Source organism: Xanthomonas sp. NCPPB 1638 (genome assembly GCF_041475635.2).
Taxonomy (GTDB): domain Bacteria; phylum Pseudomonadota; class Gammaproteobacteria; order Xanthomonadales; family Xanthomonadaceae; genus Xanthomonas; species Xanthomonas cucurbitae.
The window spans coordinates 4,569,193-4,584,490 of record NZ_CM192984.1; the positions used below are offsets into that span (position 1 = coordinate 4,569,193).

Annotated in this window: 7 protein-coding genes; 1 reads left to right on the forward strand and 6 read right to left on the reverse strand. The window is 64.4% G+C overall.

What is annotated here, in order from left to right; translation table 11 throughout:
• Window positions 1-519: 519 nt before the first annotated feature.
• From yhhC to ACCQ13_RS19915, 4 genes are all read right to left on the reverse strand, one after another.
• Window positions 520-1,155, reverse strand: a complete 636-nt coding sequence (gene yhhC, locus ACCQ13_RS19900; RefSeq protein ID WP_159407851.1) for a cyclophane-containing peptide 2OG-Fe(II) oxygenase YhhC — start codon at window positions 1,153-1,155, stop codon at window positions 520-522.
• Entirely contained in the window at window positions 1,152-2,102 is a 951-nt protein-coding gene (locus ACCQ13_RS19905; protein WP_159407000.1) for an IS30 family transposase, read from the reverse strand. Before ACCQ13_RS19905 ends, yhhC begins: the two co-directional genes overlap by 4 nt.
• A gap of 535 nt (window positions 2,103-2,637) precedes the next feature.
• Complete coding sequence (locus ACCQ13_RS19910) at window positions 2,638-6,489, reverse strand: translocation/assembly module TamB domain-containing protein (protein WP_159407852.1); 3,852 nt, start codon at window positions 6,487-6,489, stop codon at window positions 2,638-2,640.
• The gene (locus ACCQ13_RS19915) at window positions 6,486-8,267 is read right to left on the reverse strand and encodes an autotransporter assembly complex protein TamA (protein WP_372372323.1); all 1,782 of its coding nucleotides are present in this window, start codon (window positions 8,265-8,267) and stop codon (window positions 6,486-6,488) included. The genes ACCQ13_RS19910 and ACCQ13_RS19915 overlap by 4 nt, the downstream gene beginning before the upstream one ends.
• 217 nt (window positions 8,268-8,484) lie before the next feature.
• Between ACCQ13_RS19915 and ACCQ13_RS19920 the strand changes: the two genes are divergently transcribed.
• Window positions 8,485-11,199, forward strand: a complete 2,715-nt coding sequence (locus ACCQ13_RS19920; protein ID WP_208800731.1) for a TonB-dependent receptor plug domain-containing protein — start codon at window positions 8,485-8,487, stop codon at window positions 11,197-11,199.
• A 106-nt stretch (window positions 11,200-11,305) separates the two neighbouring features.
• Here ACCQ13_RS19920 and ACCQ13_RS19925 read toward each other — a convergent pair whose 3' ends face one another.
• Together ACCQ13_RS19925 and glyS are read right to left on the reverse strand one after the other, a co-directional pair.
• A complete protein-coding gene (locus ACCQ13_RS19925) occupies window positions 11,306-12,898 on the reverse strand; it encodes a tetratricopeptide repeat-containing sulfotransferase family protein (protein WP_159407854.1) in 1,593 nt (530 codons plus the stop codon).
• Window positions 12,898-15,093 carry a glycine--tRNA ligase subunit beta gene (gene glyS, locus ACCQ13_RS19930; protein ID WP_104604890.1) on the reverse strand — a complete coding sequence of 732 codons (2,196 nt, stop codon included), beginning with the start codon at window positions 15,091-15,093 and terminating at the stop codon, window positions 12,898-12,900. The genes ACCQ13_RS19925 and glyS overlap by 1 nt, the downstream gene beginning before the upstream one ends.
• Between the last annotated feature and the right edge of the window lie 205 nt (window positions 15,094-15,298).

The following is a 15,298-nucleotide window of genomic DNA, read 5'->3' on the forward strand; positions in this document are numbered from 1 at the left end:
AGGACCCGCGCGCACGACCATCGGCTGTGCACGCATGCGTTCAAGCCACTTGATGTAGGCCTTATCGGCCAGTGTCTGACCGATACCTCGCGACTGGGATACAGCCTAGAGCAGAATTTGTGTTTATTGTTTCGTGGTAGTAGTCAGTCGGCTATCCGCGTGGATTAGCATTTCAATCCGGCAGCTGTCGAAGTTGGCAAGTGTGTAAGTAATTACAGGAAATGAAGCCGCTCACCGCGTCGGTTCAAACGGTCTTACATTCCCCGGCAAGAGCGATGCGACTTCAGATCACGGACTGCCAGTCCGATATGCATCCGTTGTGTGTACACATTCATTAACTGCTTTTTGCTGGGCGCCTGCAACCAAACGGATGCAACGAACAGCTCCACACCTTAACTCCATCGAAGAAGACAGGACGGGCAGCCGACATACCAATACTCTCCGTAACGTAAGAGCTCAACTTCACGTCCCTGGACTAACCACCGGACCAGCCACCCGAGCAACAACGGCATTTAACAATTAGTTAGCAATTGCATAGCGTGTGCGACCCAAACAACGAGCGAGTAATTCACTTCTCGCGTAGAACGAGAACACTAATGTATAGCGCTCCCCTGACACGATGGGCGTCACGGCATGGTGCGAGGCGGGACTGATGGCAAATGCAAAACCTGCGTCGTGCTCTGGACGAAATGCTTTGACAAGATCAGCTGCGTCAGCCGATGCAAACAACATCAAGATACCGCCGTTTTCGTCTACCCAACCACGGTTGAGTTGCACCAGAACGCGGTGGGTCTCCTGGCCAGGGATGTAATCGTTGTGGATGCGTATGCGTTGCCCTGGCACCAGCTTATGGGCAGTCACATCACACCGGTCATCCAAGCGGTTGCAGAAGACAGCTTCCACTTTCGAGCGCACCTGCTGGACGACCTCGCCTCCCAGCAGCGCATCAATGGCTGGCGGCAGCTCGCAATCCAGGAGGCTGAACTCATACTGCTCGTAGAAGCTTGCAACCTTCAAGCGCCAAGGGGCGGAAGTCTCAAGCCACGCCAGCACTGCCTCGCTTCCGGCCTCACCAAACACACGAGGGACCAACAGATGCTCAAACGGATTACTTTCAAGCGAGGCTCCACTTTCCAAAAACCCTGGTGGATTCACTCACGAAGTGCAAGGGTATCGTAGTTGAAAAAGACCTCGGCTGGAGTGAGATAGCTCAATCGTTTTCTGGGTCGGTTGTTGAGTGAATGTTCAACCTGCTGCAGCTCTTGCGCCGTGATGGTGCTGAAGTCACGACTGCGCGGAAAATACTGCCGGAGCAGTCCGTTGAGATTCTCATTGCAGCCGCGTTGCCAAGGGGCATGTGGGTCGGCAAAGTACACCTTGGTCGATAGCCGGTCCTCGATGCGGGCATCCTGGGCGAACTCGCTACCGCGATCGCAGGTCAGCGTCAGCACCTTATCGCGCACACGCCATAGGCGCGCGCAAATGACCTCGGCAACAGCATCGGCGGTGCCGTCAGGACTCCAGCCCAGACGCACATAGCCACTGCTGCGTTCGACATGCGTCACCAGCACGCCAGTGCCGCGCGATGGGCGGACCGTATCCAATTCCCAATGGCCTAACTGCGCACGTGAGGCCACATGCGCGGGGCGTTGGTGAATGGATTTGCGCTCTTCAAATCGCTTGGCACGGCCACGCCCATAAGGACGCCGCCGTGTTGGCAGGCGTAGCAAATGCCGTAACCGGTGACGCTTGAGATAGCGATACACACTGGCCACCCCTACCATCGGTTGACCCAGCAAACGCGCACGGCCGTGGATCTGCGCAGGGCTACATTTTTCGGCCAGCCCGGCCAGCAATGCAGCCTGCATCGGCCCGTCCATCTGCGCGTGGCTACTGCCTTGACTGCGACGCTGGCGGGCGGTGCGGTGCGCCTGCTGGGCACGGTACGTTCCACTACTGGCATTACGATTGCGCGCGCGCTCGCGGCCAATCGTACTGGCATGACGGCCGAGCTGACGGGCGATGTCCGCATTGGAGACAGAGAGATCACACCCCCAGGCAATCTGGTACCGTTCGTCCTGGGTCAGGTGTCGATAGCGCATGTGCAACTCCACTTGGTCGTGTAGGGGCTCAGGCTACGACACCTGGCCCGCTACGTTATAGGACTGTTGCACTTCGCGGGCGAATCCACCAGGCTTATCACGAAAACTCATCTCACGCCTGAGTGCAGTGCAGACAAGCGCGCGATGCAGCAAGTCGGACCCACATGCGCTCATTGATCGCCAGGCTGCTGGACAGAAGCCGGTCGACGTTGAGCCGGGAGCTGTCCATGGAGGACGCCAACGCTCTACTACGCACACGATTCAGGCAAGCGTTACTCAGCGATGCATTCGGCCACGGCGGTTTACATCAAGAACAGGCCTGTTCCAGCTGGTGCGCGATGATTTTGTCTTGACCTACGATTGCAGCACGGAGATGAAGTGATGTGCCGAACGTGGACGTTTGGTTAGTGGATCCGCATGCACCATGTCAGCGTGGAAGCAACGAAAACATCAACGGCCAGCTTCGCCAGTTCTTGCCCAAAAGCGTGAACAGACGAGTCAACCTTGCCAATCCGCCATGAACCGGTAGGTAGCGCTACTTCTCCCGCCGCCAATTGATCGAGCCCTTGGTCTCCACCGTGCTGGATTCGGCTTCCACGTCGAAGCCGCGGCTGAGCAGGTATTTGAGCGTCAGCACCGAGCCGCTGCCGATCATCGAGACGCCGTAGCCGACGTAGAGTTTTGGCGAGAGGTACTTGCCGAAGCCCACCACCGAGCCCAGCGTGCTGGATTGGCTGACGCCGGCGTCGTCCAGGCCGAGCTTGGCGCCGATCTGCGAGGCGATCAGGCTGCTGCCGGCCGACAGCGCGGCCGAGGCGGCGCTGACCTGCTGGGTTTCGTCGCTGCTGGCAGTGGAGAGGCCGCGGCCGAGCACCAGGTAGGACAACGCTTCGGATTGCGACATCGCCGGGTCCGACCACACGTCGGCACGCGGCGATTCGGCGCGGCCGCTGACGTCGATGCCGGCGGTGACGTCGCCGATCTTGCGTTCGGCGCGCAGGCTCACGCGCGGGTCGGAGACGATGTTGTTGTTCCAGGTCAGCTGGCCGCGGCTGATGGTCAGGTCCTGGCCGTAGGCCTTATAGCGGCCGCGCACGTCGAGCCCGCCGTTGGCGGTCATTTCACGGCCCGGGCGGGCGCGGATCTGCATCTGCCCGCTCAGGCCGCCCTTCAGGCCGAAGCCGCTCATATTGACCTTGTCGCCCAGCACGATGGCCAGGTCCATATCCAGCGGCGAGGCCGGGGTTTGTTCCGGGTCTACCGGGTCCAGCACCACCACGTCCTCGGATACGGAGGTGCCGCGGTCCAGGCGTTCCAGGTCGATGTCGGCCTCGGGGACGCTGACCTTGCCGCGCAGTTGCATGGTGTTGTCGGTGATGCCGAACTGCATGTCCGGGTTGGCGATGATACGCAGCTCGCTGGTGTTGTAAGCCAGCACGTTTTCGCCGCGGATATTGAGCAGCAACGGCGTGCTGGTGCCGAACCACGACAGCCCGCCATCGATGGTGAGCGTGCCGGGGCCAGACTTGGCCGAGGCGGTGATCTTGGCCGAGCCGTCCGGCAGCGCGTCGAAGCGGCCCTTGCCCTCGCTCAAGGTCAAACCCATCGACGGATATTCGGCGGTGAAGTGACTCAACGTGGCATCGCCGCCCAGCAGCGGTTTGTCGCGGGTGCCGCGCAGGCTGACATGGCCTTCGACTAGGCCCTTGGGCTGCACCACATCGGCCACCACCAGCTCCAGCCAGTACAGCCGCGACATATTGAGATATAGCTCGCCGTTGAGTGGCGCGTAGGCATCCCACCCGGTGTTGAACTTGGCATCGACAAAGCCGGCGCCCTGGAAGCCGATACCCAGCTTGGCCTGGATCTGCTGCTGGGTGAAGTCGGCCTGCATGCTGAACTGGTCGTAGCGCAACACTTCGCCACGATTGGAATTGCCAGCCACCGCCGCATAGCGGGTTTCGCCCAGGCGGACGCCGCCTTCGGGCGAGGCGATGCGGAAGCTGCCTTCCCAGGCATTGCCGCGCGGCTTGAAACTACCGTCCAGCGTCAGCTCGCCACGCAGGTAGATCTGACGGCCTTGCTGCTTGGGCAACCACGGCTGCACCAGCGACAGCGGCAGCGCGTCGCCATGCACCACCATCCCCTCGCGCGGCCAGTTGGCGCTGGCGCACAGCGCGCCACCGGTGGCGGCACCCAGGCAGGTATCGGACAGCGTGAACGCTGCGCCGTCGGTGCTGAACTGCGCCGGCTGGCGCAATGCCCAGGCATCGCCTTTGGCCGGTGCGATCCGCAGCGTGGCGACCTGGCCCTGCCAACGCTCACCATTGCGCCGCACATCGCCCTGTAGCACGACGCTGGCCATGCTGTTGGCGATGTCGGCATCCAGACGCAGCGCTTCCACTGCGCCGCGTGCCTGCACGCGCACGCTGTCCAGCACCATGCCGGCCTCGATCGCGCTGCCCTGCAAGGCCAGCTGCCCGTCGCTGCCGCGCCACGGCAGCCGGCCGCGCAGGCTGAGGCTCTGCGCGCTGTAGGTATTCCAGCGCAGGCCGTTGCCGGCGATGTCGGCGGTGATGTCCGGTGCAGTGCGCTTGCCGCTGACCTGCAGCTGCCCGCGCACCACGCCGGTGGCGCCCGGCAGCACATCGTCCAGCTGCAACGGTTGCAGTTGCGCGGCGATCTCCAGCTGGTCGCCGACCTTGCCCTTGGCGGTGATGCGGCTGGCACCCAGCGCCAGTTGCAGCTCGCCCTCGCCCTGTTCGCCACGCAGGGCGAACTTGCCATTGGCCGACAGCGCGCGCTGGCGCAGCTGGCCGGTCAGGCTGGGGATGTCTGCAGTGGCCTCGAAGCCCGGCGACACGCCGCCGGCCGGCGCCGGCAGCTGGCGGCCCTTGGAGGCGACCTTGCCAGAGAGGTTGCCGTTCCAGCCTGGGACGAAATAGCCCGGGTCGAACTTGGCCAGTTGCGCGGCCAGGTCCCAGTGCAGTTCCGGCGTCCAGCCCACCTCGCCGGTCACATCCAGCGCGCCACCCGGGGTGGTGGCCTGCACCTGCTTGAGCTGGGCGCGTTGGTCGTTGCCGCGCGTGTCGAACACCAGCTTGGCCTGCTGCCCGTCGCGCTCCACCATGGCGCGGCCGATCGCGGCCCACGCCTGCAAGGTGCCGGCCACGCCCAGCCGCGCCTGGCGCAGTTCCACCGGCACCAACGGCGCATCCGGCGTGGCCGGGTCCGCAGGTGGAGTGAAGCGCAGGCCGCTGGCATTGACCGCAAAGCGGAAGCTCGGGTTCTGGGAGTCGCGGAAATCGGCGGTGCCGCGCAGTTGGGTGCGGCCTTCGAAGGTGTCGATCACCAGCGGTTCGACGGTCAGCACCTGATCGACCAGGCTGATATGCGAGGGCTGCAAGGTCGCGCTCAACTCACCCTGTTTGACGCTGCCTTGCAGGTCGGCCTTGCCGCCCTTGCCGGAGGCCTGCAGGTTTAGTGCGATCGGCGTGGCCGGGGCGGCATACTGCCCATTGGTGGCCGGCATCAGCAGCGAGGTATCCAGCGCTTCGGTGACGGCCTTGAAGGCCCACGTGGGATCATCGCGACCGGTGAACACCAGGCTGGCCTGCAGCGGCGCCGGTGCACGGCCGGCGATGGCCACTTCCATCTTGTCCAGGTCCCCGCGCGCCACCAGCCCCAGGCTGGCCGGGGTACGGCCGCGTGCGGCCGGCAGCACCGCCGTGGCGGTGAGATCGGCGCGGTAAGCGTCGTTGGGGAGGTAATCCCCGTGCAGGCGGAAATCGCCCATGTCGGTGTCGATCACCAGATCGCGCGTCCGCAGTTCGCCGGTGGCCACTTCCAGACCACCCTGCATCTTGCGCAGTACGATCATCGGCTGCTGCAACTGGGTGATGCGCAGATTTTGCACATCGATCTTGTCGGCCTGGATCGCCAGCGGCACGGTGATCTGCGGCAGCGATTCGGGCCAGCTGGGGAGCTTGAACGGTTCGTCGCTCTTGCCCAGGTTCAAGGTGGCGTTGCTGACCTGCACCGCGTCCAGCTGCAGCTTGCGGCCGAGCAGCGGGCGCAGGTCCGGCTCCAGATACACGCGCTCGGCGGTGAAGTGGATGTCCTGATATTTGAAGTCGACATTGCGCAGGGTCAGCGGGCCGGCGACCGGGCCTTCGACGCGGCCGTAGGTAAAGGTCGCGCCAACCGGCAGGCGCGCAACGACTTGCGCCAGCAACACGTCACGCCCGGCCACGGTCTGCAGCAGCCAATAGAGGGCGACCAGGGCCAGCAGCACCAGCCCCAGCACGGTCAGGCCCGATCCCATCCAGAAGCGGCGGCGGCGATAGAAACGTGGGCGCGGAGCGGGCGGCGGCGTGGGCGTGCTCACAGGTTGGCCCCGATATCGATATAGAGCTGGAATTGCGAGTCGGGGTCGTTTAAGCCATGCGCGATATCCACCCGCACCGGTCCCACCGGCGAGCGCCAGCGCAGGCCGAAGCCGATGCCGGTATGCCAGTCCGGGCGGTTGTCGAAGGCGCTGCCGCCATCGACGAACACCGCCCCGCCCCAGGGGCCGCCCTTGAGGTAATGCTCGTATTCGGCGCTGGCGGTGACCATGTTCTTGGCACCGAGGGCGAACTCGTCCGGCTTGGGCGTGCGCGGGCCGACTTCGCGGAACGCATAGCCACGGATGCTGTTGGCGCCGCCGGCAAAGAACCGCAGGCTGGGCGGCATCGCCACCAGGTCGCTGGTCCAGGTGGTGCCGCCTTCGCCGCGCAGGATCACCCGGCCGTTGTCGCCGGCACCCAGGAACCAGCGCAACTGCCCGTACAGCTGGCCAAAATTGGTGTCCGAGCCGGCCCCTTCGGCACCGCCGCGGAGGAACATCTGCGCCGACACGCCGCTGCGCGGAAACAAGCGGTCGTCGACATTGACGTAGTTGGCCTGCAGCTGCGGGTAGACCAGGGTGGAGGTTTCGTACACCGCACCTTCGAAGTCATCACCACTGCTGAAGCGCCAGCGCTCGCGCAAGGCGTTGATCGAGGCGATGGCGCTCCAGCGTTCGTTGATCTGGCCACTGCGGCTGCCGGTGAGCTTGACGTTGCGCAGGTCGATGTACTGGGTCTGCTCGTCGTACAACCGCGCCGAGGCGGTATACCAGCCGTCCAGCCAGCGGAATGCCGGTACCCGATAGCGGGTGGTCAGGCTCTTGCGGTTCTGCGCGTAGTCCAGTTGCGTGTCCATCTTGTGACCACGCGAATTCACATAGCGCCGCTCCACGCCGCCGCGCACACCAGCCCCGCTCTCGCTGCCGAAACTCAGGCCCGAGGTGTAGATGGTGCGTTTGGCGCGGGTGAGTTTGACGTCCACCGGCACGCGGCCCTGGTCGTCGGCTTCTTCGGGCTTGGGCTGGATGTCGATGGTGCTGAAGTAGTCCAGCTTGGTCAGCGACTCGCGCAGCCGGTCCAGCTTGCCTTCGTGGTAGTAGCTGCCTTCGTCCCAGTAGACCAGGGGATCGAATAGCCCATCGCGGAAGTAGTCGTAGTCGAAGCGCACCTTGCCCATGTCATAGCGGCGGCCGCTGTCCCAGTTCAGGTCGATGTCGGCGGCGTGTTCGGCGCGCGTCACCTCCACCCGCCGCCGGGTGAGGTCGGCATCGAAATAGCCACGCTCGGCCAGCCGACGGGTGATGCGCACCTTGCTGGATTCATACTGCGGGTGGCTGAACACCTGGTCCGGGCGCGGCTCGAATTGCTTCAGGTCCTGGCCCAGGTAGCGGTCCTGCTCGGCCCAGCCGGTGATGGAGATATGCGAGGTGCGCACGCGCACCGGCTCGCCGCGTTCCACCGCGATCACCACCGTCACCCGGTCGCCGCTGCGCGGTGCCGCCAGGGTGATGGTCGGGGAGTAATAACCAAATGGTTCCAAGGCCTCGCGGGTCTGCCGTTCGGCCTGGGCCAGCAGGTACTCCAGGCGCGACTCGCCTTGTTCCTTGCCCACGGCCTCGTACAGGGACAGGGAGACCTGGATGTTCTCGATCATCTCGGCGTCGTCGCCGTCGTCCAACCCCTTGATTTCGATCTTGTCGATGGTTGCACGTGCAACCGCTTGCAGCGGCAGGAACACGGTACACAGCAGGGAGAGAGCAAACGCGGCTTTGAGCATCCGCCAAGGATACCCAGCCCCGCTGTGAAGGGACAAAAAATGTCGGCCATTCTGACTATACGGCGGGTAATGGAATGGCTACAGTCGGACAGTTGTTAACGTTTCGTTGACACGCATTGCGCGGCCCCTTCGGCTTGCCGCGCCCGTTCGGCACCTTTGGAGAGAGGTTTTCATGAAGCGTCATCTGTTGGTTACCGCCGTGTGGACCGCCCTGGCGATGCCGTCGCTTGCCACCGCGCAGCAGCAAGGCGAAGTCACCCAATTGGACAAGGTCACCGTGACTGGGTCGTTGATTCCGCGTTCCCAGGTCGAGACCGCCACACCAGTGTTCTCGATCACCGCCCAGGACATCCAGCGCCGCGGCTTCAAGGACGTCTACGACGTGCTGCGTTCGCAACCGATGGCGACCGGCTCCGTGCAGGATGGCCAGTTCAGTGGCGGCTTTACCGCTGGCGCCAAGTCGTTGAGCCTGCTGGGACTGGATCCCGGCTTCACCCTGGTGCTGATCGACGGCCGGCCGATGGCCGACTACCCCTTGCTCTACAACGGGCAGAGCAACTTCGTCGACCTGGCCAGCGTGCCGGTGGGCATGGTCGAGCGCATCGACGTGGCGCCCGGCAACCAGTCCTCGATCTACGGCTCCAGCGCGATCGCAGGCGTGGTCAACATCATCCTGAAAAAGCGCATGGACGGCGTGCAGATGAATTACCGCATGGGCACCTACGACGGCGGTGGCGGCAACAACCAGCGCTTCCAGCTCACCGGTGGCAACGAGATCGGCGGCGCCAATATCGTGTGGGGCCTGCAGCTCAACAACCAGGACCCGATCTACGGCTTCCAGCGCCGCGATTTCGATTCCACCAACGACAATCCAGACCCGACCCTGCGCTATGGTTCACGCATCGCGCTGCACAGCCTCCCCGGCCCCCCGGCCAGCTATGTCGATCCAGGCGCGGACAACTGCGCTGCGCTGGGTGGGCTGTTCAATGGATCGGTGCAGTACGACAACCGCGCCAACCGTGGCAACTTCTGCAGCAGCCGTGCAGTGCCCGGCTATGCCAGCATCCTCAACAAGGAACGCAGCGCCAGCGGCTATGCCAACCTGAGCTATGCCTTCAACGACAACGCCGAGCTGTACTCGACGCTGCTGCTCAACCGCACCAAGGTCGAGGTCAACGGCGGGCCGCGCTTCTGGCAAACCTCCGCCGATACCGGCGGCCTGTTCTACAACCAGAACAGCCAACAACTCGAAGGCTATCAACGCGTCTTTGCGCCGGAAGAGGCCGGCGATCTGGATTTCAACAACGACCGCCAGACCGCCGATTCCTACAACATCGCCATCGGCATGAAGGGCGGCCTGGGGGCCAGCAACTGGACCTATGACACCTTCTACTCGCGCTCGGAGTACCGCATCGAAAGCCGCCAGCAATGGCCGTTGGCGGACCGCATCGAAGACTTCTTCCGCGAACAATTCCTCGGCGCTCCCCAGGGGGATTATTACGGCTACCCGATCTACTCGCCCAACGATGCCAACTTCTATCGCGCGTTGACGCCGGCGCAGTACCGCAGCTTCAACGATGAAATCCGCACCAAGTCCAGGACCTGGACCCAGAACGTCAACCTGCAGCTGACCAACACCGAGTTGTTCGACATGCCGGCCGGGGCAGTGGGCATCGCCGGCGTCTTGCAGGCGGGCAATCAGTACTGGACCAATCCGACCGACCCCCGCGTCATCGCCGGCGACTTCTACCAACTGACCGGCACCCAGGGCAGCGGCAAGCGCGAAAACTGGGCGGCCGCCTTCGAGATGCGGGTGCCGATCCTGAGCACGTTGACGGCCAACCTGTCCGGCCGCTACGACGACTACAAGAACCAGGGTGGCGGTGGCGATTCCAAGTTCACCTACAAGGCCGCGCTGGAGTTCCGCCCGATCGAGTCGCTGCTGTTCCGCGGCAACTACGCCACTGCGTTCAAGGCACCGGATATGGCGTTCTCGTTCGCTGGCGACAGCGGGTTCTTCCAGGGCGTCAACGACTACTACCGCTGCGCGGTCGAAGAACCCGGCGTGCCGATTGCCGACTGTACCTATAGCGGCACAACCATCCAGGGCCGTCGGTCCGGCAATGCGGATCTGAAGTCGATCACTGCCAACTCCTGGGGCGCCGGGGTGGTGTGGTCGCCGAGTGCCCGCTTCAGCGTCAATGCGGACTACTACAACATCAAGATCGACCAGAAGGTCAGCGATCTCAGCACCGACAACCTGCTGCAGACCGAATCCGCCTGCCGCCTGGGCAGCCTACCCATCGGCTCGCCCACCTGCGTGGACGCGCTCGCGCGGATCGATCGCACCGCGGCCGATGCACCGGTGCCCAATCGCCTGAGCAATATCCGGATCAACCCGGTCAATATTTCCAACGAGGAAATCTCCGGCGTACTCACCAAGGCGACCTACAATCTGGCAACCGACTCCTGGGGCCTGTTCGTGTTCGACGCGCAGTACAACCTGACGCTCAAGCACGAAAGCCAGCAGTTCCCGCAGGACCCGGTACGCGACCTGCTCAACGAACCCTTCTTCTCGTCGGAGTTCCGCAGCATCACCAATGCCTCGATCACCTGGCAGAAAAACGCCTGGACCACCACCTTGTTCGGCCAGCGCTACGGCCGCACGCCCAACTTCATCGCGGGCCAGAGCACCGATGGCTACGCGGTGGAAGGCGCACGCAAGGTCGGTGCCTGGACCACCTTCAATGCGACGCTGGACTATGCGGTCAACGACGACATCTCGCTCACGGCCACGGTCAACAACCTGACCAACGAGCGGCCGCCGCGTGACCGTACCTACACCGACTACCCGTACTACAACATCTTCAACTACACCGGCTACGGCCGTTCCTACATGCTGGAACTGAACTGGCGTTTTGGCGCGCACTAACGTCTTGCGCAAGGCATGACCCAACGGCAGCCGTGACGGCTGCCGTTGGCGTTTCAGGCCGCGTCGCCTGCGCCCACGCGCGGTGCAATGGGCTGCATTGGCATGCTCAGGTAGCGCTCGTATCGATCAACCCGGCATGCGCCAGCGCCAGCCGTAACGGTTCCAGTTGCACCGCATAGCGGCGCCACGCTTCCAGATTGCGCCCGTGCACGCCTTCGCGCACCTGCACGCTGCTCAGCGTGGCCGATGCCGCGGCATTGCGGGTGATATCCACCTGGCCAGGCTCGCAGTGCAGTGCGCAGCGCGCCATCAGCTGTTCCAACACTGCGCCGGGGTCGCGCACCATCTGTGCATAATCCACGTCGATCACCCGCCCGGGCAACGCGGCCCGCCACTGCGCCATCAGCGCGTGATACGCCTGGTAATGCCGCGCCAGCGTCTGCAGATCGTAGCTATACGCATAGGAATCGCCGAACAGCGCGCGATAATTGGAAAAGCACACCGCCATCGGCTCACGCACCAGATGCACGATCAAGGCATTGGGCAGCGCGCGTGCGATCGGGCCGATCGCCACTGCATTGGCTGGTAGCTTGTCGATGTACCAGCGCGCCGCCCCGGCACGCCACTGCGTCTGTTCCAGATAGCGCTGGCCGATCTGCGCGTAATCCAGCGTGGGAAGCGCCTGCAGCAGGCCTGTTTCCAACAGGCTGCGGCCGGCCTGGTCGGCGCCCCAGCGGAGTTGATGGCCGAAATCGTTCAACTCGCCGGCCGACACGATCTGCGAATGATTACCCAGCAAGCGCTCCAGCACCGTGGTGCCCGAACGCGGCAATCCAAGCACAAAGATCGGCTGTGGACCCTGCACCGCCATGCTGTCGCCGGTGGCGAACACGCCCTGCGCGGCCAAGGCACCCAACTGTGCATACTGCGCCGCTTCGGCGTCGGCATCGTGACGCAGCCGCGCGTGCATCGCCGCATTGCCGTGCTGCAGCGCGTCCCAGGCGGCCTCGGTCTGGCCGAGATCCTCCAGCTCCTTGTACAACGCGAACGCCAACCCGGCGCGGTCTTCGCTGTCCGGGGCGGCGTGCTGCAGCTGCTGGCGCAGTTGCTCGACATGCTGGCTGTCCGCCGTTTGACGGCGCAGCCGCGCTCTTGTCAACGCGGCGCGGCCGTAGCCGGGCTTGAGCGCCAGGGCGTGATCGAGCGCGTGCGCCGCTTCATCGAGCCGGCCGTTGAACTGCAACTGCACCGCCAGGAAGAAGCGGAAATCGGCACCATCGAAGCCGCAGGCCTGCGCGCGTTGCATCATTGCCAGCGCCTCGGGATGCTCACCCAGGGACTGATGCACATGCGCCAATAGGGCAAGCGTTGCACCCTCGGCGCACCGCTGCACCGAGGGATGACGCAGCAGCAGGTGCAACTGGCGATGCTCGCCCACGCGCAGCAAGGCCTGCGCCAGCCGACAACGCATGGCGACATCGGCATCACCTAGATCCCTGGCCGCCAACAGCAATTGCGCGACCGCCTCGCGCATCCTGCCGCGTGCCAGCACGGTGCCGGCCAACAGAATGCGCGCGGCCACATGCGTGGGCTCCACCTCCAGCAAGGTCTGCAGCGCCGCTGCCGCCACGCCCAGGTCGCGCCGTGCCAGCGCCGCCTGGGCGTTATGCCAGTGTGTCGCGCCGGCGGGGCTGGACATCAGCTGGACAGGTGCTCGATGGCGGCAACGCTGCCCAGGCGGTCGCCGAGCTGTTTGAGCAGGGCCAGGCGGTTGGCACGCAGCTGGGGGTCGTCGGCATTGACCATCACACCGTCGAAGAATGCATCCACCTGCGGGCGCAGGCGGGCCAGGCGCGCGAGCACGGCGACGTAGTCGTGGCGGTGTAAGGCATCACCGGTATCACCGATGGCCGCCTGCACCGCTTCGGCCAGCGCTTGTTCGGCCGGTTCGCGTAGCAGGCTGGTGTCGATATCGCCGGGGATCTCGACATCGACCTTGCGCAGGATATTGCGGATGCGCTTGTTGGCGGCAGCCAAGGCTTCGGCTTCGGGCAGCGTGGCGAAACTACCGATGGCATCGATGCGGCGGTCGAAGTCGTAGAGGGAGCCGTGAGTCGCGCCCAGGTGCGCTCCTACGCTATCCGGTGTAGGAGCGCCCCCGGGCGCGACCGAGAACAATGCAGCGACGGCGTTGAAGTGGGTTGCCGGCACTTTTTTGTCGGCGTAGTAGCCACGTAGGCGGTCGAGGATGAAGTCGAAGATTTCTTGGGCAAGCTGTGCGTGCTGCGCTGAGTCGATTTCAGGAATCGTTGCCTCGTTCGGCAGCGTAGCTTTTCTGACCAAGCGATCCCATGGCAGCAACTTGGATGCAGTCACCAACGTCGCCTTCAAATCCAGATCAAACCCCGACTCAATCACCGTCCGCGCCAACCCCAACGCATTACGCCGCAACGCAAATGGATCCTTGTTGCCGGTCGGTTTAAGCCCAGCCGCAAACCCGCCGGCCAATGTATCCAGACGCTCGGCGATCGCCAGCACCTTGCCCAGCGGCGACAGTGCGATGTCGTCGCCGGCAAACCGTGGCTGGTAGGCCTCATCGATCGCCAGCGAAATTTCGCCAGGCTCGCCAGCGGCCTTGGCGTAATGCCGGCCGGCAATGCCCTGCAGTTCCGGAAACTCGTTGACCATGCGCGATTGCAGATCGTTCTTGGCCAGTTCCGCAGCGCGACGCGCCTGCACCGGGTCGGCACCGACCTGCGGCGCAATCGCTTCGGCCAGCGCCGCCACGCGCGCGACCTTGTCGGCCACGCTGCCCAGCTTGGCCTGATACGTGACGCTGGACAGGCCTTCACCCATCGCCTGCAGGCCCTGCTTGAGGTCTTCGTCGAAGAAGAATTTGGCATCGGCAAAGCGCGGGCGGATCACGCGCTCGTAGCCCTTGGCCACTTCGGCCACGTCCCTGGAGACGATATTGGCAATGCCGATGAACTGCTCGGTCAACTTGCCGCCGTCGTCCAGCACGGGGAAGAACTTCTGGTTGATTTCCATGGTTTCGATCAGCGCTTCCTGCGGTACCGCCAGGAACGCGCGCTCGAAACTGCAGAGCACCGCCGACGGCCATTCGACCAGGTTGACCACCTGTTCAAGATTATCGTCGCTGATACGCGCGCTGCCGCCGGCCTGCCTGGCGGCCGCTTCGACCTCTTCGACGATGCGCGCGCGGCGCGCATCGGCATCCACCAGCACGTGCGCGGCGCGTAGCGCGTCGATGTACTCGCCCGGCGCGGCCAACGACACGGCGCCGTCATGCATGAAGCGGTGGCCGCGCGTCACGCGGTCGCCACGCACGCCCAGCAATTGGGCCGGAATCACCTCGCTGCCGAACAGCAGCACCAGCCACTGCACCGGCCGGGCGAAGGCGTAGTCGTGCGCGCCCCAGCGCATCGGCTTGGGGATCGGCATGGCGGCAATGGCCTCGCGCAGGATCTCCGGCAGCAGCGCGGCGGTGCGCGCACCCGGTGTCACTGCGCGGTGTACGAAGCGCTCGCCCTTGGCATCGCTGGTGCGCTCCAGCGCGGTCCAGTCGATACCGGCCTTGGCGGCGAAGCCGGCCAGTGCCTTGGTCGGCTGGCCGTCGGCATCGAGGGCGATGTTGAGGTACGGGCCCAGCACTTCGGAGCGCTGCTCCGGCTGCTCGGTGGCCACGCCCGGCAACAGCACCGCCAGGCGGCGCGGGGTGGAGAGGGGTTTGGCAGCGCCGCGCGTGACCGCCACGCCGCGCTTTTCCAGACCGCTCAGCACGCCATCAAAAAAGGCCTGCGCCAGACCCGGCAGCGCCTTGACCGGCAGCTCTTCGGTGCCCAGTTCGATCAGCAGGGGAAGTTGTTCGCTCATGTGACATGGACCTTTGCGTATTCCCTTCTCCCGTCGGGAGAAGGTGCCCCGAAGGGGCGGATGAGGGTACGGGCGAAGCTCTGTGGAGTTTGGGTGCGTGAGGGCTTCGCCACGTACCCTCACCCCAACCCCTCTCCCGTTGGAGAGGGGCTTGTTGCTTCCTTCTCCCGTCGGGACATTGTCCCCCTTCATGGGGGAGAAGGTG

What these genes read in the sequence shown, in the direction of transcription:
- ACCQ13_RS19920 (WP_208800731.1), top strand. Translation starts at nt 8,485, where the DNA reads ATGCCGTCGCTTGCCACCGCGCAGCAGCAAGGCGAAGTCACCCAATTG.
- ACCQ13_RS19905 (WP_159407000.1), bottom strand. Translation starts at nt 2,102, where the DNA reads ATGCGCTATCGACACCTGACCCAGGACGAACGGTACCAGATTGCCTGG.
- ACCQ13_RS19925 (WP_159407854.1), bottom strand. Translation starts at nt 12,898, where the DNA reads ATGTCCAGCCCCGCCGGCGCGACACACTGGCATAACGCCCAGGCGGCG.
- glyS (WP_104604890.1), bottom strand. Translation starts at nt 15,093, where the DNA reads ATGAGCGAACAACTTCCCCTGCTGATCGAACTGGGCACCGAAGAGCTG.
- ACCQ13_RS19915 (WP_372372323.1), bottom strand. Translation starts at nt 8,267, where the DNA reads ATGCTCAAAGCCGCGTTTGCTCTCTCCCTGCTGTGTACCGTGTTCCTG.